The organism is Cellulomonas sp. McL0606, assembly GCF_058248365.1.
The window spans coordinates 1,649,288-1,674,446 of record NZ_CM177779.1 but is presented as its reverse complement, the minus strand read 5'-3'; the positions used below and the strand labels follow the sequence as shown (position 1 = coordinate 1,674,446).

The 25,159-nt window shown below is 72.4% G+C and carries 21 protein-coding genes and 3 pseudogenes; 2 read left to right on the top strand and 22 right to left on the bottom strand.

Features of this window, described 5'->3' with window-relative positions; genetic code table 11:
* Positions 1–10: 10 nt before the first annotated feature.
* Entirely contained in the window at positions 11–1,033 is a 1,023-nt protein-coding gene (locus AC38ZX_RS08480; protein ID WP_491296965.1) for a 3-oxoacyl-ACP synthase III, read from the bottom strand.
* Between the two features lie 73 nt (positions 1,034–1,106).
* Positions 1,107–2,429 carry a histidinol dehydrogenase gene (gene hisD, locus AC38ZX_RS08475; protein ID WP_491296964.1) on the bottom strand — a complete coding sequence of 441 codons (1,323 nt, stop codon included), beginning with the start codon at positions 2,427–2,429 and terminating at the stop codon, positions 1,107–1,109.
* 79 nt (positions 2,430–2,508) lie between these two features.
* Here hisD and AC38ZX_RS08470 point away from each other — a divergent pair, with 79 nt between their 5' ends.
* Positions 2,509–2,727 carry an RNA-binding S4 domain-containing protein gene (locus AC38ZX_RS08470; RefSeq protein WP_426595371.1) on the top strand — a complete coding sequence of 73 codons (219 nt, stop codon included), beginning with the start codon at positions 2,509–2,511 and terminating at the stop codon, positions 2,725–2,727.
* Between the two features lie 2 nt (positions 2,728–2,729).
* Positions 2,730–3,287, top strand: coding sequence for a peroxiredoxin (locus AC38ZX_RS08465; protein WP_426595370.1), 558 nt, complete (start codon positions 2,730–2,732; stop codon positions 3,285–3,287).
* A 19-nt stretch (positions 3,288–3,306) separates the two neighbouring features.
* Here the strand turns inward: AC38ZX_RS08465 and dnaE are convergent.
* The 20 genes and pseudogenes from dnaE to AC38ZX_RS08365 form a co-directional block, all read right to left on the bottom strand.
* Positions 3,307–6,850, bottom strand: a pseudogene (dnaE, locus tag AC38ZX_RS08460) (DNA polymerase III subunit alpha).
* A gap of 87 nt (positions 6,851–6,937) precedes the next feature.
* Positions 6,938–7,300, bottom strand: coding sequence for a GNAT family N-acetyltransferase (locus AC38ZX_RS08455; protein WP_491297340.1), 363 nt, complete (start codon positions 7,298–7,300; stop codon positions 6,938–6,940).
* Between the two features lie 104 nt (positions 7,301–7,404).
* Complete coding sequence (locus tag AC38ZX_RS08450) at positions 7,405–8,343, bottom strand: RluA family pseudouridine synthase (protein WP_426595367.1); 939 nt, start codon at positions 8,341–8,343, stop codon at positions 7,405–7,407.
* Positions 8,336–8,971: a signal peptidase II gene (gene lspA, locus AC38ZX_RS08445; RefSeq protein ID WP_491296962.1), complete on the bottom strand. Its 636-nt coding sequence runs from the start codon at positions 8,969–8,971 to the stop codon at positions 8,336–8,338. Before lspA ends, AC38ZX_RS08450 begins: the two co-directional genes overlap by 8 nt.
* A gap of 20 nt (positions 8,972–8,991) precedes the next feature.
* Positions 8,992–9,453 (bottom strand): TraR/DksA family transcriptional regulator, encoded by a 462-nt coding sequence (locus AC38ZX_RS08440; protein ID WP_426595365.1) that lies wholly within the window; start codon positions 9,451–9,453, stop codon positions 8,992–8,994.
* Between the two features lie 190 nt (positions 9,454–9,643).
* Complete coding sequence (locus AC38ZX_RS08435; protein ID WP_426595364.1) at positions 9,644–10,327, bottom strand: DivIVA domain-containing protein; 684 nt, start codon at positions 10,325–10,327, stop codon at positions 9,644–9,646.
* Positions 10,328–10,469: 142 nt separating this feature from the next.
* The gene (locus AC38ZX_RS08430; protein WP_426595363.1) at positions 10,470–10,745 is read right to left on the bottom strand and encodes a YggT family protein; all 276 of its coding nucleotides are present in this window, start codon (positions 10,743–10,745) and stop codon (positions 10,470–10,472) included.
* Positions 10,746–10,748: 3 nt separating this feature from the next.
* Positions 10,749–11,246: a cell division protein SepF gene (locus AC38ZX_RS08425; RefSeq protein WP_491296959.1), complete on the bottom strand. Its 498-nt coding sequence runs from the start codon at positions 11,244–11,246 to the stop codon at positions 10,749–10,751.
* A 142-nt stretch (positions 11,247–11,388) separates the two neighbouring features.
* Complete coding sequence (pgeF, locus tag AC38ZX_RS08420; RefSeq protein ID WP_491296958.1) at positions 11,389–12,108, bottom strand: peptidoglycan editing factor PgeF; 720 nt, start codon at positions 12,106–12,108, stop codon at positions 11,389–11,391.
* A 2-nt stretch (positions 12,109–12,110) separates the two neighbouring features.
* Complete coding sequence (gene ftsZ, locus AC38ZX_RS08415) at positions 12,111–13,376, bottom strand: cell division protein FtsZ (protein ID WP_426595360.1); 1,266 nt, start codon at positions 13,374–13,376, stop codon at positions 12,111–12,113.
* A gap of 235 nt (positions 13,377–13,611) precedes the next feature.
* Positions 13,612–14,265, bottom strand: a complete 654-nt coding sequence (locus tag AC38ZX_RS08410; RefSeq protein ID WP_491296957.1) for a cell division protein FtsQ/DivIB — start codon at positions 14,263–14,265, stop codon at positions 13,612–13,614.
* Positions 14,266–14,279: 14 nt separating this feature from the next.
* Positions 14,280–14,411, bottom strand: coding sequence for a hypothetical protein (locus AC38ZX_RS08405; protein WP_491297574.1), 132 nt, complete (start codon positions 14,409–14,411; stop codon positions 14,280–14,282).
* Between the two features lie 173 nt (positions 14,412–14,584).
* Positions 14,585–15,967, bottom strand: a complete 1,383-nt coding sequence (gene murC, locus AC38ZX_RS08400) for a UDP-N-acetylmuramate--L-alanine ligase (protein WP_491297339.1) — start codon at positions 15,965–15,967, stop codon at positions 14,585–14,587.
* A gap of 46 nt (positions 15,968–16,013) precedes the next feature.
* Positions 16,014–17,151: pseudogene (gene murG / locus AC38ZX_RS08395) on the bottom strand (undecaprenyldiphospho-muramoylpentapeptide beta-N-acetylglucosaminyltransferase); the annotation flags it as partial.
* Complete coding sequence (ftsW, locus tag AC38ZX_RS08390; protein ID WP_426595357.1) at positions 17,144–18,388, bottom strand: putative lipid II flippase FtsW; 1,245 nt, start codon at positions 18,386–18,388, stop codon at positions 17,144–17,146. The gene ftsW and the pseudogene murG, both read right to left, overlap by 8 nt.
* Positions 18,389–18,410: 22 nt before the next feature.
* Positions 18,411–19,856 carry a UDP-N-acetylmuramoyl-L-alanine--D-glutamate ligase gene (gene murD / locus AC38ZX_RS08385; RefSeq protein WP_491296953.1) on the bottom strand — a complete coding sequence of 482 codons (1,446 nt, stop codon included), beginning with the start codon at positions 19,854–19,856 and terminating at the stop codon, positions 18,411–18,413.
* A pseudogene (gene mraY / locus AC38ZX_RS08380) lies at positions 19,857–20,940 on the bottom strand (phospho-N-acetylmuramoyl-pentapeptide-transferase).
* A complete protein-coding gene (locus tag AC38ZX_RS08375) occupies positions 20,937–22,385 on the bottom strand; it encodes a UDP-N-acetylmuramoyl-tripeptide--D-alanyl-D-alanine ligase (RefSeq protein WP_491296951.1) in 1,449 nt (482 codons plus the stop codon). Before AC38ZX_RS08375 ends, mraY begins: the two are co-directional and overlap by 4 nt.
* A complete protein-coding gene (locus tag AC38ZX_RS08370; protein ID WP_491296950.1) occupies positions 22,382–23,947 on the bottom strand; it encodes a UDP-N-acetylmuramoyl-L-alanyl-D-glutamate--2,6-diaminopimelate ligase in 1,566 nt (521 codons plus the stop codon). The genes AC38ZX_RS08375 and AC38ZX_RS08370 overlap by 4 nt, the downstream gene beginning before the upstream one ends.
* Complete coding sequence (locus tag AC38ZX_RS08365; RefSeq protein WP_491296948.1) at positions 23,944–25,137, bottom strand: peptidoglycan D,D-transpeptidase FtsI family protein; 1,194 nt, start codon at positions 25,135–25,137, stop codon at positions 23,944–23,946. The genes AC38ZX_RS08370 and AC38ZX_RS08365 overlap by 4 nt, the downstream gene beginning before the upstream one ends.
* Positions 25,138–25,159: the final 22 nt, after the last annotated feature.

Below are 25,159 nucleotides of genomic sequence, written 5' to 3'. Positions count from 1 at the left end.
GTCCCGTCCGTCACCAGACGATCTCGGTCATGGCCGCGTGCAGGCCCGACCCCACGCCCATGCACAGGACCCGGTCGCCCGAACGCAACGAGTCCGCCTCGCTGGCGAGCGTCATCGGCAGTGCGGCCGGACCCACGTTGCCCCAGCGCGGGAACGTCATGGGCACCCGGTCGGGGTCGAGATCGAGCGCCTCGACGATCGCCTTGGTGTGCACGGTGGAGACCTGGTGCGTGACCACGCGGTCGAGCTCGGACCAGCCCCACTCGTCAGCGGACTCGTTCCACGCGTCGACGACGAGCTGGATGCCGTGGGTCAGCAGACCACCCGCGTCGGCCTGCATCCCGTCGACGCCGCCGACGCACAGCTCGTGGTGCTGCGTGGCCGAGCGGGCGACGCCACCGACCACCCGGTGCGCTCCCGGGTGCAGGTGCGCCGGGCCGAGCACGGCCGCGGCCGCGCCGGCGCCGAGCGTCAGGGTGGCGAACTCCTCGAGGAACTGCTCGCGCGTGGTCTCCGGTCGCAGCAGCCGCTCGATCGTGGCCTCCTGCGTGGGACCGGGGTCCTCGCCGTTGACGATCAGCGCGTACTGCACCTGGCCGGCGTCGATCAGCTGCGCGGCGAGCGTCAGGCCGTTCACGAACCCGAGGCACGCGTTGGTCAGGTCGAACCCGAGCGCGCTCGTCGGCAGGCTGAGCCCGTTGTGGATGCGGGACGCGACGGACGGTTCGAGGAACGTGCGGGTCACCGACGTGTTGATGAGCAGGCCGACGTCGCCCGCGTCGATCCCGGCCTCGGCCAGCGCCTTGGCGCCCGCGGCCATCGCGGCCTCGTCGAACGACATCGTGCTGTCCCACCAGCGACGCTCGTGCACGCCCGCCACGCGCGGCAGCAGGCCGCTCGGCAGGTGCAGGCGCTTGAGGGTCGGGGCGAGGCGCTCGTCGAACACGGTCGACGGCACGACGACAGGAGCCTCGATGCCTACGACGGCCAGCAGCGCGACGTCTCGGTGGCGGAACGTCGCGTTGCCCGTCACAGGCGGTCCTCGTTTCGGCTGGGGTGCAAAGATCGGACGCGGGGGCAGGTGCGGGCGGCGCACCGTCGGGATATCAGAATCGGGCTCGCACCGCCTCGCCGTGCGCCGGCAGCCCCTCGGCCTCGGCCAGGGCGACGATGCGGTCGGCCACGTCGGCCAGCGCGTCGGCGTCGTACTCGATCACCTGCACCGCGCGCAGGAAGGAGTGCACGCCGAGACCGCTGGTGAAGTGCGCGCAGCCGCCCGTAGGAAGGACGTGGTTGGAGCCCGCCATGTAGTCGCCGAGCGAGACAGGCGAGTAGGGGCCGACGAAGATCGCGCCGGCGCTGGTGATCCGCTCGGCGAGCTCGGCCGCGCCGACCGCCTGGATCTCGAGGTGCTCGGCGCCGTAGGCGTTCACCACCTCGAGACCCTGCTCGAGGTCGTCGACGAGCACGATCGCGGACTGCTTGCCGCTCAGCGCCGTCATCACCCGCTCGCGGTGCTCGGTCGCCTCCACGCGGTCGGCGAGCTTGGCCTCGACCGCGCCCGCGAGCTCGACCGAGGGCGTGACGAGCACGGCCGCGGCGAGCGGGTCGTGCTCGGCCTGCGAGACCAGGTCCGCGGCCACGTGCGTCGCGTCCGCGGTCCCGTCGGCGAGGACGGCGATCTCGGTGGGGCCGGCCTCGGCGTCGATGCCGACCACCCCCCGCACCAGCCGCTTGGCCGCCGCGACGTACACGTTGCCGGGGCCTGTGATCACGTCGACCGGCTCGCACAGGATGTCGCCGTCGACCTCGTCGCTGCCGGCCGCGCCGTACGCGAACATCGCGACCGCCTGCGCACCACCCACGGCGTACACCTCGTCGACACCCAGCAGGGCGCACGTCGCCAGCACCACCGGGTCGGGCAGCCCGTTCTCGTCCTTCTGCGGCGGCGACGACACGGCCAGCGAGCCGACGCCGGCCTCCTGGGCCGCGACGACGTTCATGACGACCGACGACGGGTAGACGGCCAGACCGCCCGGCACGTACAGCCCGACCCGGCGGACCGGGACCCACCTCTGCCGGACCTGCGCGCCGGGCACCACGTCGACCGTGAAGTCGGCGGGCCGCTGCGCGGCGTGCACCAGCCGGACGCGCCGGATCGTCTCGTCGAGCGCCGACCGCACGTCCGGGTCCAGCGCGCCGACCGACGCCGCGAGCACGTCGGCGGGCACCCGCAGGTGCACGGGGCGGACACCGTCGAACCGCTCGGCGAGGTCGCGCAGCTCCGCCGCACCGCGCTTCCGCACGTCGGTGAGGATAGGGCCGACGACCTCGGCGGCGTGCTCGACGTCGACCTCCGCGCGAGGCAGCTCGTCGAGGAGCTCGCGGCGCGTCAGCGTGCGACCGCGCAGGTCGATGCGGGTGATCACGTGCCGAGTCTAAGACCCGGTCCCACGAGGGGGCTCACCGGTGCCGACGTACGGGCGTGCGCTGCGCCACACTGGGGCCATGAGCAGCGTCCCCATCTCCGACGACTCCATCCGGCTCGGGCAGTTCCTCAAGCTCGCCGACCTCGCCGACTCCGGCGCGCACGCCCGGGCACTGCTCGACGAGGGCGCCGTCACGGTCAACGGCGAGGACGAGAACCGCCGTGGCCGCCAGCTGGTGAAGGGCGACGTCGTCGAGGTGGACCTGCCCGCCGGCTACAAGGAAGCGACGGTCGCCTGAGCGTGGTCGACCTGACCCGGTTGCCTGCCGACCTGCCGGTTCCGGTCGACGACGGCGCGGCCGACCACCTGCCCGGGTCCGCGATGCCGGCCGTCTCGCTGCGGTCCACGGACGGCGCCCTGGTCGCCCTCGGCGCCCTGCCACCGGGCCGCACCGTCCTCTATGCCTACCCGCGCACGGGCGGACCCGACGGCGTCGTGCCCGATGGCTGGGACCGGATCCCCGGCGCGCGCGGGTGCACGCCCGAGGCGTGCGCGTTCCGTGACCACCACGACGACCTCCTGGCCGCCGGCGCCACCGCCGTCTACGGGCTCTCGACCCAGGACACCACCTACCAGCGGGAGGCCGTCGACCGGCTGCACCTGCCGTTCGCGCTGCTCAGCGACGAGCACCGGCTCCTGGCGACCGCCCTGCGGCTGCCCACGTTCGAGGCCGGCGGCGAGGCGCTGCTGCGCAGGCTGACGATGATCGTGCGCGACGGCGTCGTCGAGAAGGTGTTCTACCCCGTGTTTCCGCCCGACGCGCACGCGGCCGAGGTGCTCGCGTGGCTGACCGCGTGACGTAAGGGGTAGTGAGCGGTCAGGACGCGAGGCAACTCGGGCCCAGCAGCGCCTTGAGGTCGCCGAACAACGACGGTGAGCGCTGCACCCGCAGGCCGTGGTCCAGCCGCATCACGGTCGCGCGGCCCGGGCTCGTGAGCCGCAGGTGCACCTCCGTGACGCCCGGGTGGGTGGCCAGCACCTCGCGGAGCCGCTCCACCACCGGTGGGGTGCAGCGGGCCACCGACATCGACACGACGACCGGGGCGTCCGCGGCCTGCGACACGTCGGGCAGCGAGACCTCCATGGCCTGCAGCTGCATGGTCTCGTCGCGACGCCGGACGCGGCCACGGATCACGACCACCGCGTCCTCGGCCAGTGCCGTGGAGTAGGCCAGGTAGGTCTCGCCGAAGAACATGATCTCGACCGAGCCCTCCATGTCCTCGATGGTGACCGCGGCCCACGGGTTGCCCTGCTTTGACATCTTGCGCTGCAGCGACGTGACCAGGCCCGCGACGACGACGGTGGACCCGTCGGGCCGGGCCTCGTCGGCGAGCAGCGTGGCGATCGAGACGTCCGCCGCGGCCGCGAGCACGTGCTCGAGGCCGGAAAGCGGGTGGTCGGAGACGTACAGGCCGAGCATCTCCCGCTCGAACGCGAGCCGCTGCTTCTTGTCCCAGTCGGGCAGGTCCGGCACGGCGACCGCGAAGCCCTGCGTGACGTCGTCGTCGCCACCCATCAGGTCCGCGAACAGGTCGAACTGGCCCTCGGCCTCCTTGCGCTTGACCCCGATCACGGAGTCGACCGCCTGCTCGTGGACGAGCAGCAGCGCGCGGCGCGGATGCCCGAGCGAGTCGAACGCGCCGGCCTTGATGAGCGACTCGATGGTCCGCTTGTTGCAGACGACGGCCGGCACCTTGTCCAGGAAGTCGGTGAACGACGTGAACGCGCCCTTCTCCTCGCGGGTCCGCACGATCGCGTCGACCACGTTGGCGCCGACGTTGCGCACCGCGGTCAGGCCGAACCGGATGTCGGAGCCCACGGCCGTGAAGTTGGCCGACGAGGAGTTCACGTCGGGCGGCAGGACGACGATCCCCATGTGCCGGGCCTCGCCGAGGTACAGCGCCGACTTGTCCTTGTCGTCGCGCACGCTCGTGAGCAGCGCGGCCATGTACTCGGTCGAGTAGTTGGCCTTGAGGTAGGCGGTCCAGTAGGAGATGACCCCGTACGCCGCCGAGTGCGCCTTGTTGAAGGCATAGTCGGAGAACGGCAGCAGGATGTCCCACAGCGTCTGCACGGCCGCCATCGAGAAGCCCCGCTCGACCATGCCGCCCGAGAAGCCCTCGAACTGCTTGTCCAGCTCGGACTTCTTCTTCTTGCCCATCGCGCGGCGCAGGATGTCGGCCTGCCCGAGCGAGTAGCCGGCGACGCGCTGCGCGATCGCCATGACCTGCTCCTGGTAGACGATCAGGCCGTACGTGGTGCCCAGGATCTCCGCCAGCGGCTCCTCGAGCTCCCGGGTGGATCGGGGTGACCGGCTGCGCGCCGGTCTTGCGCAGCGCGTAGTTGGTGTGCGAGTTCGCGCCCATCGGACCGGGCCGGTACAGGGCGCCGACGGCCGAGATGTCCTCGAAGTTGTCGGGCCGCATGAGCCGCAGCAACGACCGCATGCCTCCGCCGTCGAGCTGGAACACGCCGAGGGTGTCGCCTCGACCGAGCAGCTCGTACGTGGCGCGGTCGTCGAGCGCGAGATCCTCGAGGACCACCGGCTCCTTGCCGTTCATGACGATGTTCTCGAGCGCGTCGTCGAGGATCGTCAGGTTCCGCAGCCCGAGGAAGTCCATCTTGATCAGGCCGAGGCCCTCGGACGTCGGGTAGTCGAACTGCGTGATGACCGCACCGTCCTGCGGGCGGCGCATGATCGGGATGATGTCGATCAGCGGGTCGCTCGACATGATGACGCCGGCCGCGTGCACGCCCCACTGGCGCTTCAGGCCCTCGATGCCTTTGGCCAGCTCGACGACGCGTTGGGCCTCCGGGTCGGCCGCGTGGACCTGCCGGAACTCCTCGGCCTCGTTGTAGCGCTTGTCGGCCGGGTCGAAGATGCCGGTGAGCGAGATGTCCTTGCCCATGATCGCGGGCGGCATCGCCTTGGTGAGCTTCTCCCCCATGGCGAACGGCATGCCCAGAAGCCGCGCGGAGTCCTTGAGAGCCTGCTTGGCCTTGATGGTGCCGTACGTGACGATCTGCGCGACCCGGTCCTCGCCGTACTTGTCGGTCACGTACCGGATGACCTCGCCGCGCCGACGCTCGTCGAAGTCCACGTCGAAGTCGGGCATCGAGACGCGGTCGGGGTTGAGGAACCGCTCGAAGATCAGGCCGTGCTGCAGCGGGTCGAGGTCGGTGATCCGCATGGCGTACGCCGCCATGGAACCGGCACCCGAACCACGGCCGGGCCCGACGCGGATGCCGTTGTTCTTGGCCCAGTTGATGAAGTCCGCGACCACGAGGAAGTACCCCGGGAAGCCCATGTTCGTGATGACCTCGGTCTCGAACTCGGCCTGCGCCCGCACCTCGTCGGGGATCCCGTCCGGGTAGCGCACGTGCAGGCCGGTCTCGACCTCCTTGACGAACCAGCTGGTCTCGTCCTCGCCGGCCGGGACCGGGTAGTTCGGCATGTAGTTGGCCGACGTGTTGAACGTGACCTCGCACTGCTCCGCGACGAGCAACGTGTTGTCGCAGGCCTCGGGCAGCTCGGCCCAGATGCGGCGCATCTCCTGCGCGGACTTCACGTAGAAGCCGTCGCCGTCGAACTTGAACCGGTCAGGATCCGTCAGCGTGGAGCCGGAGTTGATGGCCAGCAGCGCGTCCTGCGAACCGCGGTCCTCCTGCTTGACGTAGTGCAGGTCGTTGGTGGCCAGCAGGGGCGCACCGATCGTCTCCCCGATCCGCAGCAGGTCCTTGAGCACACGGGTCTCGATCTCGATCCCGTGGTCCATCAGCTCGATGTAGAAGTACTCCTTGCCGAAGATGTCCTGCAACTCGCCGGCCACGCGGACGGCCTCGTCCCACTGGCCGAGCCGGAGCCGCGTCTGGATCTCGCCCGACGGGCAGCCGCTGGTGGCGATCAGGCCGCTCCCGTAGCGCTGCAGCAGGTCGCGGTCCATGCGCGGCCACTTGCCCATCTGGCCCTCGAGCGAGGCCAGCGAGCTCGCACGCATCAGGTTGTGCAGACCCTCGTTGTTGCGGGCCAGCAGCGTCATGTGCGTGTAGGAGCCGCGCGCCGACACGTCGTCGGACTCCTGGCCCTGCTGGCCGAAGCGCACGCGCGTCTGGTCGAATCGGCTGGTCCCCGGCGTGACGTAGGCCTCGACCCCGATGATCGGCTTGATCCCGGCAGCAGTGGCCTTGGACCAGAAGTCGAACGCGCCGAACAGGTAGCCGTGGTCGGTGGTGGCGATGGCCGTCTGACCGAGCCGCTCGACCTCGGCGAACAGGTCCCCGAGTCGTGCCGCGCCGTCCAGCATCGAGTACTCGGTGTGCACGTGGAGGTGGACGAAGTCGGAGCCTCCAGCAGATGCCATGCGGGCGATCCTACGTCGCCCCACCGACACCGGATCGTCACCACTCCGTCGCCCGGGCGGCGCCCTCGGCGTGTCGAGCGGCAACGGCTAGGGCGTGTCGGAGACCCGGACGATCTTGACGGCGTCGCGGTGCCAGATGTTCTCGTCCAGGTGGCGCCCGGGCCGCGCGACGTAGCCGATCCGGGCGTAGAAACCGAGCGCCTGCTCCTGCGCGCTGAGCTCGACGGTGACCTCACCGTCGACGGCGTACCGGTCGAGAGCCGCGGCCTCGAGGGAGGTCATCAGCAGGGCCCCGACGCCGAGGCCACGCGCTCCTGCGGAGACGGCGACCCGGCCGATGTGGGCCGGTCCGTCGTGCGGCGGCAGCAGCCTCGCGGTGCCCAGCGCCGTGCCGTCGTCGTCGAGCGCCACGACGTGCAGCGTCGTCGGGTCGTCGTCGAGGTCGTCCATCTCGTGGTCGGGATCGACCCCCTGCTCCGCGACGAACACCGTCATGCGGATCGTGCGCATCGCCTCGCGGAGCTCGGCCGTGTCGACCGGGACCACGCGCACGCTCACGCGTACCCGTCCTGCAGCGTCGCCAGCGCGCGGGCAAGGTCGTCCGGGTACTCGCTGCTCAGCTCGAGCCACTCGCCCGTGCTCGGGTGGTGGAAGCCGAGCCGCTTGGCGTGCAGCCACTGGCGCGTGAGGTGCACGCGCGCGGCCAGGGTCGGGTCGGCGCCGTAGGTGAGGTCGCCGACGCACGGGTGCCGCAGGGCGGCGAAGTGCACGCGGATCTGGTGCGTGCGCCCGGTCTCCAGGTGCACCTCGACCAACGACGCCGCCGGCAGCATCTCCAGCACCTCGTAGTGGGTCACCGAGGGCTTGCCGTCCGCGACGACCGCGAACTTCCAGTCCGAGCTGGGGTGCCGGCCGATCGGCGCGTCGATGGTGCCCGTGGTCGGCTCGGGGTGGCCCTGCACGAGCGCGTGGTAGACCTTCTCGACCGTGCGCTCCTTGAATGCCCGCTTGAGCACGGTGTACGCGTGCTCGCTCTTGGCGACGACCATGAGGCCCGACGTGCCGACGTCGAGCCGGTGCACGATCCCCTGCCGCTCGGCCGCCCCGGACGTCGAGATGCGGTATCCGGCCGCGAGCAGGGCGCCGACGACCGTCGGACCCGTCCAGCCCGGCGACGGGTGCGCCGCGACGCCGACCGGCTTGTCGATGACCACGACGTCGTCGTCGTCGTACACGATGACCATGCCGGGAACGGGTTCGGCGACGATCTCGATGCTCGCCGCCGGTGCCACGTCGGGGATCTCGACCTCGAGCCAGCCGCCCGCGAGCAGCCGGTCCGACTTGCCGAGCTCCTTGCCGTCCAGGTGCACCCCGCCCGCCTCGGCGATCTCCGCCGCACGGGTCCGCGACAGGCCGAGGAGCCGCGACAGGGCCGCGTCGACGCGTTCGCCCACGAGCCCGTCCGGCACGGGCATCGCCCGGGTGTCAGGCATTGCGCTCGGACGCGTCGGGCGTGCCCTCCGGCGCCGGATCGGCGTCGTCGGCGTCCGCTGCGCCTTGGATCGCCTCGCCCTCTCCCCGACCGTCCCGGCCCTCTCGAGAGCCGTCGATGTGCACGCCGGTGGCGGCGAGGAACACGATCATGACCGCCGCGACGACGATCGCGATGTCGGCGACGTTGCCGACGAACACGTTCCAGTACGCGATGAAGTCGACGACGTGCCCCCGTCCGAACCCGGGTTCCCGGAACAGCCGGTCCATGAGGTTCCCGAGCGCACCACCGAGAAGCAGGCCCAGGGCGACCGCCCACCCGCGCGACCCGATACGGCGGCTCGCGCGCACGATGAAGACGATGACCGCGACGGCGACGATGGTCAGCAACCAGGTCATGCCCGTGGCGATGCTCAGCGCCGCGCCGGAGTTGAACACGAGCTGCAGTCCGAGCAGGTCACCGACGAGAACTCGACGTACGCCGGACTCGAGGTTGTCCAGCGCCCACACCTTCGACAGCTGGTCCAGGACCAGTACGACGACCGTGATCGAGAAGAGCAGGATCAGCAGGCGGCGCCGGCGAGGGCTCGCCGAGGGCGCGACGGGACGGTCGTCCGAGGTGGTGGGCACCGCAGGAGTCTACGTGCGCGTCAGCGACGTTCTTCGCGCTGCTTGCACTCGACGCACAGGCTGGCCCGCGGGAATGCCTGGAGGCGCGCCTTGCCGACCGCCCGACCGCAGGACTCGCAGGCCGCGAACGTGCCGTGCGAGATGCGGGCCAGGGCCCGCTGCGTCTGGGACAGGAGGTCGCGCGTGTTGTTGACGAGCGTCAGCTCCTGCTCACGCTCGAGCGCCGACGAACCGGAGTCGGCCTGGTCGTCGCCGGCGCCGTCACCGGAGTTGCGCAGCAGGTCGGACAGCTCGGCGTCTGCGGCCGCGAGCTCGCTGGTCAGACGGTCGATGTCGCTGGTGAGCTCCTCGGCGATGTCCTTGACCTCGCGGGCTGTCCATGCCTTCTCCCCGTCACGGACGGGCAGCCCCCGCACCATCTTTGCCAGCTCCTTGGTGTCGGTGCTGACGTCGATCGCGCTCAGTGCGTCGTTGATGGCCACTGACGGGCCCCCCTGTCCTCGAAGTCACGTGACTGTATGCGGGTGTCGGAGCGGACACAACACAACACGCCGGGTGAAACCGGGCGCTCCGCTGAGAGCGGACGCGCCAGGTCGCACCCGGCGTGATGGGTGAAGCGAACCCGACCTGACCTGTGATGATGCTGTGGACGCAGAGCCCGACGGGTGGCCGTCAGAGGTTCTGTGCGTCTCCGACCGGCTGCGGCTGGCCCGAACGCGGCGGGAGCGCGTTGCCCCGGTTGTCCAGGTCGCCCAGCAGGTTCTCGAGGTAGCTCTTCAGACGCGTGCGGTAGTCGCGCTCGAACACGCGCAGCTCGTCGATCTTCCGCTCCAGGAGCGACCGCTCCTGCTCGAGCTGGCCGAGCGTGCGCTGCGACGTCTCCTCGGCCTCACGGACGATGCGGTTGGCCTGGCTCTTGGCCTCGCCGACGAGCCGGTCCGACTCCTCCTGGCCGCTGCGCACGTAGTCGTCGTGCAGCTTCTGGGCCAGGGCGAGCATCCCGGTGGCCGACTCCGGCTCGCTGGCGCGGGGCGCCTCGGCGACGGGGGCGACGATCGGGGCCGGTGCCGCGACCGGAGCCGCCACCACCGGAGCGGGCGCCGGGACGGGCTCGGGGGTCGGCTCGGGCTTGGCGGCGGGCGCGGACTGCTGGGCACCCGCTCGGCTCAGCTCGGCGATGCGACGCTCGGCCGCGGCCAGCTTCGTCTTGAGGTCGTCGTTCTCCCCCTGGATGTCCCGGAGGGTGTTGACCACCTCGTCGAGGAAGTCGTCGACCTCGTCCTGGTCGTACCCTTCGCGGAACTTCGTGGCCTGGAACTTCTTGTTCAGGACCTCGTCTGCGGTCAGCAGCGCCATCGTCGTCACCTCTGTCGGTAGAGCTTGTCGCTCAGCTCAGCCGGGCCGGCGGCAGTCCACCGACCGCCACGGGCCACGGTATCGGAGAAAGTCCTCGGTGCACGCCCCCGCGACACGCCCACGGATGGGTGGTTCGTAGGCCTCAGAGCACCTGCAGCAGGATCAAGCAGATGAAGAAGAGCACCATGAACGCCAGATCCAGCTGGACCGAGCCGATCCTGACGGACGGGATGATCCGTCTCAGCGCCTTGAGCGGGGGGTCGGTCACCGAGTACGTGACCTCGGCGATCACCAGAGAGACGCCCGACGGGCGCCACTCCCGCGCGAAGAACTGGACCCAGTCCAGCACGAGTCGCACGAGCAGGATGAGGAAGAAGACCAGGACGACGAGGTGCAGAACCTGTCGGACGAGTTGCACGCGTCAGTTCTGGTTGTAGAAGCCCGCGCGCACCGGCTGCTCGGGCGGCGTCGCGGCCTCGCCGGCAACCTCCACGTGCGCCGGGGACAGCAGGAAGACCTTGCTGGTGACGCGCTCGATCGCCCCGTGCAGGCCGAAGATCAGACCGGCGGAGAAGTCGACGAGACGCTTGGCGTCGGCGTCGTCCATGTCTGTCAGGTTCATGATCACCGGGGTGCCCTCGCGGAACGCCTCGCCGATCTTGCGCGCGTCGTTGTACGAGCGCGGGTGGATCGTCGTGATGCGGCGCAGCTCGCCGGCGGGCGCCGGCGTGTGGACCGCGACGTTGGCCTGCGTCGGCGCGGCCGAACGGGTCGGGCGGTGCAGCGGCGTGACCTGGGCCTCGTACTCGGTCGGCACAGCGACCTCCCCGTCGTCATAGTCCTCGAGGTAGTCCTCGTGCTCGGCCCTGTCGTCGGCCAGGCCGAGGTACAGCATCGTCTTGCGCAGCGCTCCGGCCATCGCGTTGGCTCCCTCCCCGCATCTCTGCGGACCTCCCCAGAACCCGGCGCCGGACCCTGCGGGGTCGCGAAGACGCTGGTGGGCTCCCTCTGCCGTCACGCTAGCAACGGGGAGCACGCCGGGCGCGTCGCGACACGCCCGTTCACGTCGGTGGTCGCACGACTCCTGCGAACCGGCCGGTCCGCGACGAGCGCCGGAACGAGAACAGGTCGCCGTCGGTGTACGTGTCACGGTCGGACACGAGCACGTCCCGGACGCCGAGCCGGCGCAGCACGGCGTCCACGCCGGCGGGCAGGTCGAGCGCCGGAGTGCCCCACGACGTCGTCGCGAAGGTCTCGGGCACCACGGCGGTCACCTCCTCACGCAGCTCGGCGGGCACCTCGTACGAGCGGCCGCCGATCGCCGGGCCCGCCGCCGCGCGGATGCGCCCGACGTCGGCTCCGACGCCGACCATGGCCGAGACGGCCGCCTGCAGGACACCCGCCGCGAGCCCGCGGCGGCCCGCGTGCACGGCAGCGACCACTCCGGCGGACGCGTCGGCGAGCAGGACGGGGACGCAGTCTGCGACGAGCACGGCCACGGCCACGTCCGGTGAGATCGACACCAGGGCGTCGGCCTCGCCCACGTCGCCCGAGGGCTCCGCCAGGACCACGACCCCGGTCCCGTGCACCTGGGTGGCGTAGGCGACCGGCGCGCCCGCCCAGTCGTCGAGCACGGCGCGGTTGCGGGTGACGAGGGCGGGGTCGTCGCCGACGGCGAGCCCGAGGTTGAGGGTGTCGTACGGCGCGGCGCTGACGCCGCCCTGCCGGGAGGTGAAGCCCGCGCGGACCCCGGTCCCGAGGTCCGCGCCGTCGACCAGCACGTCTACTTCAGGAAGTCCGGGACGTCGAGCTCGTCACGCTCCCGGTCGCGGCGCGGGCCGTCCTCGGTGAAGATCCGCGGGACCTCGAGCGCACCGGTGATCGGCGTCGGTTCCGCCTCCGTGGACAGGAACGCGGGAACGTCGGGCTGGCCCGCGCCACCGGCGTAGGCACCGACCGGCACCGGGACCTCTTCACGCTCGACGACCGGTCGCTGAGCGGGGACGTGCGCGGGGACCTGGGCGGCGGCGGGAGCCGGACGCGCGCCGGCGGAGTTGCCGGAGACCTGGCCGAGCGCACGCGCGTCGCGACGGATCGTCGGCGACCCGCTGTCGAACCCGGCCGCGATGACGGTCACCCGCACCTCGTCGCCGAGGGCGTCGTCGATGACCGCGCCGAAGATGATGTTGGCCTCGGGGTGCGCGGCCTCCTGCACCAGACGGGCCGCCTCGTTGATCTCGAACAGGCCGAGGTCGGAACCGCCCTGGATGGACAGCAGGACGCCGTGGGCTCCGTCGATCGACGCCTCGAGCAGGGGCGACGAGATCGCCATCTCGGCGGCCTGGACCGCGCGGTCGTCGCCGCGGGCGAAGCCGATGCCCATGAGCGCGGAGCCGGCACCCTGCATGACCGACTTCACGTCGGCGAAGTCGAGGTTGATGAGCCCCGGCGTGGTGATGAGGTCGGTGATGCCCTGGACGCCGGAGAGGAGCACCTGGTCGGCCGAGTGGAACGCGTCGAGCACCGACACGGACCGGTCCGAGATCTGCAGCAGGCGGTCGTTCGGGATCACGATGAGCGTGTCGACCTCGGCCCGCAGCGCCTCGATGCCCGAGTCGGCCTGGACCGAGCGGCGACGTCCCTCGAAGGTGAACGGTCGGGTGACGACACCGATGGTCAGCGCACCCAGCGAGCGGGCGATCCGGGCGACGACCGGCGCGCCACCGGTACCGGTGCCACCGCCCTCGCCCGCGGTCACGAACACCATGTCAGCGCCGCGCAGGACGTCCTCGATCTCGTCCTTGTGGTCCTCGGCGGCCTTCTTGCCGACCTCCGGGTCCGCGCCTGCGCCCAGCCCCCGCGTCAGCTCGCGGCCGATGTCGAGCTTCACGTCCGCGTCCGACATCAGGAGCGCCTGGGCGTCCGTGTTGACGGCGATGAACTCGACACCCTTGAGGCCGACCTCGATCATGCGGTTCACGGCGTTCACGCCGCCGCCGCCGATGCCGACGACCTTGATGACCGCCAGGTAGTTCTGCGGAGCTGCCACGGTGGGTGCCTCTCGTTCTGTGCGTGCGTGCTGGGCCTGCGCTTGCTGTGACGACTGCGGTACGGCTGGGCCGCCGGGTCCGATCCGGCGACACGCCGGAGCCGGTACAAACCTTCACCCTCTACTTGAGGGTTATAGTTATGTCAGGTTCTGTTGTCAGGCGTGACGCTAGGTCGCGCGTCCGGCACTATCAACGACCGCGCCGCGCGTGTCGGGACTTGCCCTCGAATTCGCCCTACTTCGTGATGGGCAGGCGCGGTGCGGACACGTCGATCACCGAAGCGCCCGCCGCGGCCGGCGATGCGCGCAGGGCCTTGAGCACCGCGATCTTCAGGGGCGTCTCGTGCGCGCTCCCCCATTCGACCTGGACGCCGTCACGCAGCTTCATGCTCACGGTGTCCTGCGTGTGCGCGGACACGCCCTCGACCTGGGCCAGAAGGTCCGCAGGCAGCTGCTCGAGCACCCCGAGCACGGCCGTCAGCGTCCGCTTGTCGCCCACGGGGACGTCGACCACGGGAAGGCCCGCCGGTGCGGCGTCGACCCGGCCGACCTGGACGCCGTCCTGGTCGAGGAGCGCGAACCCCTTGCCGGTCGACGCGTCAGGCACGGCGGCCACCGGCTCGCGGGCGACGAGCGTGACCGACAGCCCGGCCGGCCACGCGCGCGTCACGCGGGCCTCCCGGACGCCGGGGACGTCGAGCAGCTCGTCGCGCAGCGACACCGTGTCGAGACGCGGCAGCGGCGTTCCCGCGTGCGCCGCCACCACGGCCTGGACCTGGTCGACCGCCACGACCGTGCCCGCCCCCTGCACCTCGATCTTCGTCGGGTCGAGCGCCAGCACCGGGGACGCGAACAGCAGCCATCCGAGCCCGACGACCGCGACGACCACGGCCGTCGTGAGGATCAGCTGACGGCGCGCCAGGTTGCGGCGGGCCCGGGCGCGCTCGGCGAACCGCGCGATGGAGTCGTCGAGACCACCGGCGGCACGACCGGGCCGTTGTAGGCCCGGACCCGCCCGGCCGAGTAGGTGGTCACGGACCGTCCGAACGTGTCGGGCGTCGCTGGGTCGGGGGTCCGTTCGGCCGTCCGGGTGGGTTCGGTCCGCGGTGCCGGCGCGGGCCGACGAGCGGCCGGTGGCGTGGGACGGGCGGGCGGACGCGCGGGACGGCTCGGTGCGGGGTCGCGTGGGGCCGTGGGTCGCGAGGGGCTCACCGGGAGCCTCCGGCGAGCTCGGCGAGCACGACGGAGCCCAGGAGCGTGACGTCGCCGGCTCCGACCGTGAGCACCAGGTCGCCGGGGCGGGCGGCCTGCGCGACGGCGCGCGCGGCGTCGAGCCGGTCGGGCACGAAGCTCGCCTTGCCGGCGGTCGGCACCCGGTCCACGATCAGCGCCCCGGTCACCTGCGGGTCCGGGTCCTCGCGGGCGGCGTAGACGTCCGTGACGACGACCAGGTCGGCCAGGTCGAACGCGGCCCCGAACTCGACGGCGAACGTCCGGGTGCGCGAGTAGAGGTGCGGCTGGAACAGGACGAGCACGCGACCGGGTCCGACCACCGATCGGGCCTGCCGGAGCAGGGCGGCGACCTCGGTCGGGTGGTGCGCGTAGTCGTCGACGACGCGCACGCCGCCCACCGTCCCGCGGTCCTCGAACCGGCGACCGGTCCCCCGGAACGCCGCGAGCCCGGTCGCGGCGGCGACCGGATCGGTGCCGAGGCGCCGCGCAGCGGCCCACGCGCCCCCGGCGTTCAGCGCGTTGTGCACGCCCGGCACCGCGAGCCGGACGGTCAGCACGCCGTCGGGCGTGGTCAGGTCCACGCTCCACGCGGAACCGTCGGGACGCAGGTCGCCCACCACGACGTCGGCGGTCGGCGAGGTGCCGTACGTGACCACCGCGATGTCGCGGGCGGCCAGCTGGGCGCGGGCGCGGTCGACGAGCCGCACGGCGCCGGCGTCGTCGGCGCACGCCACGAGCGCTCCGCCGGGTCGGATCCGCTCGGCGAACGCGACGAACGCGTCCTCGAACGCCTCCGCGGACCCGTAGTGGTCCAGGTGGTCCGGCTCGACGTTGGTCACGACCGCGACCAGCGGCGCGTACGCCAGGAACGAGCCGTCGGACTCGTCGGCCTCGGCGACGAACGCCCGACCCGTTCCGTCGCGGCTGCCGCCCAGCGCGCCGCCGGCCGAGAGGACCGACCCGCCGATGGCGAAGGAGGGGTCGGCGCCCGCGTCGAGCAGCGCGGTCGCGACCATCGCCGACGTCGTCGTCTTGCCGTGCGCCCCGGCCACCGCGACCGCGTCCCGGCCCACCATGAGCGCGGCGAGCGCCTCCGACCGGTGCAGGACGCGGATGCCCAGGGCCAGCGCGCGGGCGAGCTCGGGGTTCGACTCGCGCACGGCCGAGGAGACGACGAGCGTGTCGATGCCGTCGACGAGCGCGGCGTCGTGCCCGACGTGCACCGTGACGCCCGCCTCGCGCAGTGCGGGCAGGGCGGGACCGTCGGCCGCGTCCGAGCCGCTCACGGTCAGCCCGCGCGCGGCCAGCAGCCCCGCGACGGCGGACATCCCGGCGCCCCCGACGCCGACGAGGTGCACGCGACCGAGCTTCTCGGCGGCCAGCTGCCTGGGAGCCTTGGGCGGCGCGGGCAAGCTCGGCCTCGACGAGCCGGGCGACGCGTGCGGCCGCGTCTCGCACGCCGACGCTCGCCGCCGCGCGGCCCATCCGCGCCCGGGTCTCGGCTGCCGCGTCGCCGACGAGCAGGACGGGCAGGTGCGCGAGCAGCCAGGCCGGATCGAGGTCGTCGTCGTCGACCAGCAGGCCCCCGCCCGCAGCGACCACCGCGGCCGCGTTGAGCCGCTGCTCGCCATTGCCCACGGGCAGCGGGACGTACACGGCCGGGATGCCGAGCGCGGCGAGCTTCGCAGACCGTGCCCGCGCCGGACCGCCCGACGACGACGTCGGCGACGGCGAGCGCGAGGTGCATGTCGCTCAGGTACTCGCGCACCTGGTAGTGCTCGGCGCCGGGCACGCCCTCGAGCGCTGCGCGGACCGCGTCGGCCTTGCCCGCGCCGGTCAGGTGCAAGACCTGGACGCCCCGCGCGAGCAGCTCGGCCGCGGCACCCGAGACGGCGGTGTTGACGCTGACGGCTCCCAGCGACCCGCCCGAGACCAGGAGCGTCGGCAGGGTCGGGTCGAGGTCCAGGGACTGGGCCGCCGCCACCCGCGCGCGGTGCGCATCCGCGGATCGCTCGGCGAGCAGGCGGGCGATCGGCGCGCGCAACGGCAGGCCCGTCACCTGGGCGCCGCGCAGCGCGGTCCCGGGGAACGTCACCGCGACGGACCTCGCCCAGCGCGCACCGAGCCGGTTGGCGAGGCCGGGCCGGGCGTTCGCCTCGTGGATCACGACCGGCACCCCGCGTCGCCGCGCTGCCAGGTAGGCGGGCGTCGACACGTACCCGCCGAAGCCGACGACGACCTGCGCGCCGGAGTCGTCGATCGCGGTACCGGCGGCCCGCACGGCGGCGCGCAACCGACCCGGCAGGCGGAACCAGTCGAGCGTCGGGCGACGCGGCAGGGGCACGCGCGGGACGAACGCGAGGTCGAGCCCGTGCTCCGGCACCAGGCGTGCCTCCAGGCCCTGGGCGGTGCCGAGGACGGTCAGGCGCGCGTTCGGGTGCCGGCGGTGAAGCTCGTCGGCCACGGCGAGCAGCGGGTTGACGTGCCCGGCCGTCCCGCCGCCGGCGAGGAGCACCGACGGGGGCCGGCGCTCGTCAGCCACGAGACCGGCCGATGACGGCGAGCGAGCGCCGCACGACGCTCGGCCGGGCGGCGAGCGCCTCGGCGGCGCCGGGCTCGGAGCGCGCGAACGCGATCAGCACGCCGAGTGCCGCCATCGTCACGATCAGGGCGGACCCACCCGCGGACACGAGCGGCAGGGGCACCCCGATGACGGGCGCGAGACCGATGACGACCGCGATGTTGACGATCGCCTGGCCGATGATCCAGCACAGGATCGCGCCCGTGGTGATCTGCACGAACGGGTCCTGGTGGCGTCGGATGATCCTGATCATGGCGAACGCGAGCAGCCCGAACAGCGCGAGGACCAGGAGCGTGCCGATCAGGCCGAGCTCCTCGCCGAGGATGGCGAAGATAAAGTCGTTGTGCGCGGCCGGCAGGTAGGACCACTTCTCCCGGCTCTCCCCCAGCCCGAGACCTCCCCAGCCGCCGCTCGCCAGGCCGTATCCGCCGTGCAGGGTCTGGTAGCACGCCTGGGTGACGTCGCAGTCGCTCGAGAGCCAGCTCGAGATGCGGCCCGTGCGGTTCCCGCTCGAGAGCGTCAGCGCCGCGGTGAGCCCGGCCGCGAGGAGCGCTGCGAAGCCGAACATCCGCAGGGGCACACCGGCGACGAACAGCGCCCCCGCCACGAGCAGCAGGAGCACCATCGCGGTGCCGAGGTCGTGACCCGCCAGGATCACGGCGAGAGCGACCCCGGCGACGGGCACCGCGGGGACGAGAGCGTGGCGCCACTGCCGCAGCAGGGGCAGCTTGCGGGCCAGCACGGCACCGAGCCACACGGCCAGCGCGAGCTTGATCGCCTCGGACGGCTGCGCGGTGATCCCGCCGATGCGCACCCAGTTCTGGTTCCCGCCCACGCCCCAGCCCAGGGGCGTGAACACGAGGAGCTGGAACAGGATCGCGGCGCCCAGCGCCGGCCACGCGAAGCGCTTGAAGTAGCGCACGGGCATCCGGGACAGCACGAACAGGAGGGGCAGCCCCATGAGCGCGAACTGCGCCTGGTTGAGGAACACGGCATAGGGCGACCCGCTCTTGTCGAGCGACTCGACGCTCGAGCTCGACAGGACCATCACCAGCCCGAGCACGAGCAGGAGGGCCGCCGCGCCGACGAGCACGTAGTAGCTGGTCACCGCGCTGTTCCACTGCCCGAGCATCGAGCCGGTGGCGGTCGGTGCGTCGGGCGCCCGGTCGCGGGCGGGTCGCGGTGTCGTCGCGGTCACGCCCGTGCCCCCGTCCGCCCGTTCACACGTCCTCGCCGAGCGCACGCACGGCGGCGGCGAACTCCTCACCTCGGGCGGCGTACGACGAGAACTGGTCCATCGACGCGCACGCGGGGGCGAGCAGCACGGTGACGCGCGCATCCGCCGCAAGCCCGGCAGCCCCGAGGGCGAGCCGTCGGGCCTCGTGCACGGCGCGGGTCATCACGGTCTCAGTCTCACCGGCGTCCACCTCGACCACGGGGACCTCGGGTGCGTGTCGGGCGAGTGCCTCGCGCAACGGTTCCCGGTCGACCCCGATCAGCACCGCCGCCGCGAGCCGGTCCCTGCGGGCGGCGACGAGCTCGTCGAACCGGGCACCCTTGGCCAGGCCGCCCGCGACCCACACGACGGAACCGGGTGCGAACGCCGCCAGCGCGGCTGCGGCCGCGTGGGCGTTGGTGGCCTTGGAGTCGTCGACGTAGGCGACCGCGTCGATCGTGGCCACCGTCTCGAGACGGTGCGCACCCGCGGAGTAGGCGCGAAGGCCGGCGCGCACGGCGGCCGGCTCGACCCCGTGTGCGAGGGCGAGCGCCGCGGCGGCCAGGGCGTTCGCGACGACGTGCGGGGGCACGGTGCCGTCGGGCCCGGCCAGCTGCGCCAGGTCGTCGAGGGTGCCCAGCTCGGCGGCGTGCGTGTGCCGCAGGCGCGCGAAGCCGCGGTCCACCAGCACGTCCTCGACCATCCCGACCTGACCGACGAGCGGCGTGCCGAGCGTGAAGCCGACCGCGATCGCCCCGTCGGTGACGTCGGCCTCCCGGACGAGCTCCTCGGTGCGCGGGTCGGCCAGGTTGTAGACGCACGCGACCTGGGCGCGCTCGAAGATCCGGCCCTTGTCCGCCGCGTACGCCTCGATCGATCCGTGCCAGTCGAGGTGGTCGGCCGCGATGTTCAGCACGGCGGCCGCCTGCGCGGACATCGAGTGCGTGAAGTGCAGCTGGAAGCTGGACAGCTCGACCACGAGCACGTCGAGCGACGGGTCCCGCGCGGCGAGCACCACCGGCGGCCCCACGTTGCCGACCGCCGCGACCCGTCGGCCCGCCGTCCGCAGGATCGACTCGAGCATGCCGACGGTGGTCGTCTTGCCGTTCGTCCCGGTCACCGCCAACCAGGGCGCCGGTCCGTCGCCGGACGCGCGGTCGACGCGCACCTGCCAGGCCAGCTCCACCTCGCTCCACACGGGCAGACCGCGGGCGAGCGCAGCAGCGAGCAGGGGGTGGTGCGGCGCCAGGCCGGGTGAGGCGACGACGAGGGACGCGCGGTCGAGCGCGGTCCCGGCGAGCAGCTCCTGCGTGCCGATGACGTCGTCGGCATGGTCGTCGACCGGGACCACGCGGGCCCCGAGCGAGGCGAGCACCTCGGCGGCGGCGCGACCCGAGACCCCCAGGCCGGCGACGATCACCAGAGCACCGTCCAGCTGGACCTCAGCCACCTACCCGGCCACCCACTCGGCGTAGAAGATCCCGACGCCGACGGCGACGAACAGCCCGGCGATGATCCAGAACCGGATGACGATGGTGACCTCGCCCCACCCCGACAGCTCGAAGTGGTGGTGCAGCGGTGCCATCTTGAAGACCCGTCTTCGCGTCAGCTTGAAGAAGCCGATCTGGATGACGTCGGACATGACCTCGAGCACGAACAGGCCACCGATGATCGCGGCCAGGATCTCGGTCCGCGTGAGGATCGACAGGCCGGCGAGCGCGCCGCCCAGGGCGAGCGAGCCGGTGTCGCCCATGAAGATCTTGGCCGGGCTCGCGTTCCACCACAGGAACCCGAAGCACGCGCCGACGATCGCGGCGGCGACGACCGCGAGGTCGAGCGGGTCCCGAGTCTCGTAGCAGCGCGGGCCGGCGGTCGCGAGCACCTGGCAGCTCCTGGTTGTTCTGCCAGACGCCCATGATCACGAAGGCGCCGAAGACGATCAGTGAGACGCCCGTCGCCAAGCCGTCCAGCCCGTCGGTGAGGTTGACCGCGTTCGACCACGCCGTGATGAGGAAGTTGGCCCACAGGACGAACAGGATGACCCCGATCGTCGTGCCCCAGAACGCGAGATCGAGCTTGGTGTCCCGGATGAACGAGATGTGCGTGGACGCCGGTGTCCGGAACTTCGCGTTGGGGAACTGCAGGGCCGCGACGGCGAACGTGACCCCGACGAGCCCCTGGCCGAGGATCTTCCACCGGGCGCTCAGCCCGAGGCTGCGTTGGCGGGAGATCTTGATGAAGTCGTCGAGGAACCCGACGAGCCCGAGCCCGGTCATCAGGAAAAGGACCAGGACCGCCGAGGCGCTCGGCAGCGTCCGGGTGGCCACCAGGCCGCCGATCCAGCCGAGCAGCGTGGCGGCGATGATGACGACGCCGCCCATCGTCGGGGTCCCACGCTTGGTGAAGTGGGCGGTCGGGCCGTCCTGCCGGATGAACTGGCCGTACTGCTTGCGCACCAGGAACCGGATGAACAGCGGCGTGCCCAGGAGGGCGATGAGCATGGACAGCCCGCCGGAGATCAGGAGCGCCCTCATGCGACGGCTCCCTCGACGAGGAGGTCCCCGAGCCGCCACAGGCCGGCGCCGTACGACGACTTGACCAGGACGACGTCGCCCGGCCGCAGCTCCGACTCCAGGAACCGGGTCGCGACGTCGAGGTCGTCGGCCAGCACCACCTCGTCGCCCCACGAACCCTCGTGGTTGGCGCCGTCGCGGATCGCGCGGGCGCCCTCGCCGACGACGATCGTCAGCCCGATGTTCAGCCGGACGCAGAGCCGACCGATCGCGTCGTGCGCGGTGCGCGTCTCCGGGCCGAGCTCGAGCATCTCGCCGAGGACCGCGATCGACCGCCGGTCGCGCCCGGCCAGCACGGCCAGCGCCTTCAGGGCCGCGCGCATCGAGTCCGGGTTGGCGTTGTAGGAGTCGTCGACGACGGTCACCCCGTCGGCGCGGTCCACCACGTGCATGCGGTGGGGGCTGAGGGCGTCCGCGACGGTCAGGCCCGCGGCGACCTCGTCGAGGTCGAGCCCGACGGCCAGGGCGGCGGCGGCGGCACCGAGCGCGTTGTGCACGTGGTGCTCACCGACCAGACGCAGCTCGACGGTCGCCGTTCGTTCGCCCTCGTCCGAGCGCGACACGAGCGTGAACCGGGCCCGACCGGCGCGGTCGACGGCGACGTCACGCGCGCCCACCGACGCCTCCGGCGCGGCCCCGAACGTCCTCACGTCGCCGGGCGCCAGCGCGGCCATCGCCGAGACCCGCGGGTCGTCGGCGTTGAGCACCGCGACCCCGTCGGGGACCAGGCCTTGCACGATCTCGGACTTGGCCCGGGCGACCTCCTCGATCCCGCCGAACCCGCCGAGGTGCGCCTGACCGACGACGAGCACGACGGCGACGTCGGGCGGCGCGATCCTGGTCAGGTACGTGAGGTGCCCCGGCCCGCTCGCCCCCATCTCGAGGATGAGGAAACGCGTGCTCTCGTCGGCCCGCAGGACGGTCAGCGGCAGGCCGATCTCGTTGTTGAACGAGCGCACGGGCGCGACCGTGGGCCCGACGCTCCCGCAGAGCTGCGCCAGCAGGTCCTTGGTGGTCGTCTTCCCGACCGACCCGGTGATGCCCACCACCTTGAGCCCGCTGCCGCCCGGTTCGTAGGAGGCCTCCCGCAGCCGTTCCAGCACCAGCCGGGCGAGGTCGCCGAGCGCCTGCTCCACGTCCGGCACCACGACGCTCGGCACGACGACGCCACCGTCGTCGACGACGTCGCGGGCCGCGAGCACCAGCGCGGCACCGGCCCGCACGGCCGCGGCGGCGTACTCGTGACCGTCGACGTGCTCCCCGGTCAGCGCGACGAACAGGCCCCCCAGGACCTCCTCGCGCGAGTCCACGACGACCGAGCCGCCGACCAGCAGGGACGGTTCTACGTCGCCGCGCAGCACACCGCCGGTTGCGGCCGCGATCTCGGCCGCGGTCAGGGCGATCACGCGTGCTGCTCCTGACGGCCCTCGAGCGCTGCGAGCAGCACGAAACGGTCGTTGTACCGGTGGAACACTCCGGCGATCTCCTGGGTGGGCTCGTGCCCCTTGCCCGTGATGATCACGGTGTCCTGCTCGTCGGCGAGGGCGAGGGCGTCGCGGATGGCCTGCGCGCGGCTCGTCGCCTCGTGCACGTCGACCAGGTCCGGGCGGTGCGCCCGCACTCCGTCGAGGATGGCGGAACGGATGCTCGACGGCTCCTCGGAACGCGGGTTCTCGTCCGTGACGACGATCACGTCGGCGAGATCCGCGGCGATCGAGCCCATGATCGGGCGCTTGCCCTGGTCCCGGTCGCCGTCGGAGCCGAAGACGAGGATCAGTCGACCGGGCGTGATGGGCCGGACAGCTTCGAGCGCCAGGACGAGGGCGTCGGGCGTGTGCGCGTAGTCGACGAGCGACAGCGGGAAGCCGTCGCCGCGCTCGATCACGCGCTCCATGCGACCCGGGATCTCGTGCGCGTGCCCCACGGCCTCGATCGCCACGGACAGCTCGACGCCTGCAGCGTGCGCGAGCACGATCGCCAGCGCGGCGTTCGACACGTTCACCAGACCGGGCAGGGGGCTGGCCGCCGAGTGGTCGGTGCCGTCGGGCCCGCGCAACGTGAACGTCGAGCCGACGCCGTCCAGCCCGATGTCCGCGGCCGTGACGGTCCAGTCCGCGACGATGCCGGAGCCGACGTGCGTCGCGACCGTCTCCACGGGGATCGGCGCGTCCGTCGCGAGCCGCCGACCCCACTCGTCGTCGACGACGACGACGCCGCGGCGGGCCTGCCCCGACGCGAACAGCCGCGACTTGTCGCGGAAGTAGCCCTCCATGTCGCCGTGGAAGTCGAGATGGTCGCGCTGCAGGTTGGTGAACCCGACCACGTCGAACACGAGTCCGTTGACGCGGCCGAGGGCCAGGGCGTGCGAGCTGACCTCCATGGCGACCGCGGTCGCGCCCCGTTCGAGCGCGGCGGCGAGCAGGGCCTGCAGCGCGGGCGCCTCGACCGTCGTGCGCGGGCTCTCGATCGCGTCCTCGCCGATCCGCAGCTCGACCGTGCCCAGCAGCGCCGTCAGGGGGTGCACCGCGCGCAGTGCGGCGTCGACGAAGTAGGTGGTCGTCGTCTTGCCGTTGGTCCCGGTCACGCCGACCGAGGCGAGCCGCTCCCCGGGTGCGTCGTGCGCCCAGGCGGCGATCGGGCCGGCCAGCGAGCGCGGGTCGTCCGTGAGCAGGACGGGCAGGCGGGCCGCCAGGTCGCCCAGCAGGTCGAGCCCGGCCCGGTCCGTGAGGATCGCCGCGGCACCGGCCTCGACCGCCTGACCCGCGTACGCGGCCCCGTGCACCTTGAGGCCGGGGACCGCGACGAACACGTCCCCCTCGACCACGTCGGCGCTGGCCAGGCTGACGCCCGTCAGCTGAGCGCCCTCGGCCACCGGCAGACCCGCCGTGACCAGGTCGAACGTCCCGACGAGGTCGGCGACCCGGTGGACCGCGGGATGCAGCGGGCGCATCCGAGCCGGGGACGTCATGGGGAGAATCTACCCCGACCGGGGTCGCCCGGACGCCTGGCGGCGTCCCGGGGAGCGCGCCTCGCCACGTCGTCGGGAACAGCGTCCCCGTGGTGCCCGACGGCGCCACGCCGAGCTCGCCGAGCAGGTAGCCCGCGACGTTGCTGAACACGGGCGCCGCAACCGTGCCGCCGTAGATCGAGCTTGCGCGGGTTGTGCAGGATCACCGCGACGGCGATGCGCGGGTCGTCCGCCGGTGCCACGCCGATGAACGACGCCGTGATCCCCTGCGTGCCGTCCGAGGCCCACGCCTGCGCCGTACCCGTCTTGCCGGCCACGCGGTAGCCCGGGATCGCGGCGCTGGAGCCCGTGCCGTCGTCGACGACGCTCTCCATCATGCTGAGCACCGTCTTGGCGGTCTCGGGCGAGACCACCTGGGTGGTGGTGGGCGTCGCGGACGGGGTGAACGTGCCGTCGGGCGACGTCCAGCCCTTGATGATGTGCGGCTGTACCCGGACCCCGCCGTTCGCGATCGTCGCGAACACCTGGACGGCCTGCATCGCGGTCACCGAGACCGACTGGCCGAACAGGACGGCGAACTTGTCGCGACGCTCCCACGAGCTCACGGGGTGCAGGATGCCGACCGACTCCCCCGGCAGCTCGATCCCCGTCTTGGCGCCGAATCCGAACTTCTGCAGGTAGTCGAACCGCGTCTGCACCGGCAGGTTCTGGCCGACCATGACCGTGCCCGAGTTCGAGGACTCGGCGAGGATGCCGGTCAGCGTCAGGTTCTCGACGCCGTGCTCGTGGGAGTCGTGGAACGTCTCCTTGCCGTCGGGCGAGTACGCGTACGGCACCTGGAACTGCGACGTCGGCGTCGCGACGTGGTCGTCCAGGATCGCCGACATCGTGATGACCTTGCCGGTCGACCCGGGCTCGAACACGTCCGAGATCGCGCTGGACAGCGAACCGCTCTTCGCGTCGCCGGGGTGGTTCGGGTCGACGCTGTTCGAGTCGGCCAGCGCGTAGACGTCGCCGGTCTTGGTGTCCATGGCGACCAGCGACCCGGAGTCCGCCCCGGTGGCCGCCACCTGGGCGTCCAGGGCGGCCTGGGCCCGGTACTGCACGTCGGACTTGAGGGTCAGCATGACCGAGTCGCCCTGCCGGGCCGGCGTCTCCTTGTCGTACCCGCCGGGGATCGCCTGACCCATGCGGCCACGCTCGTACGTCTCG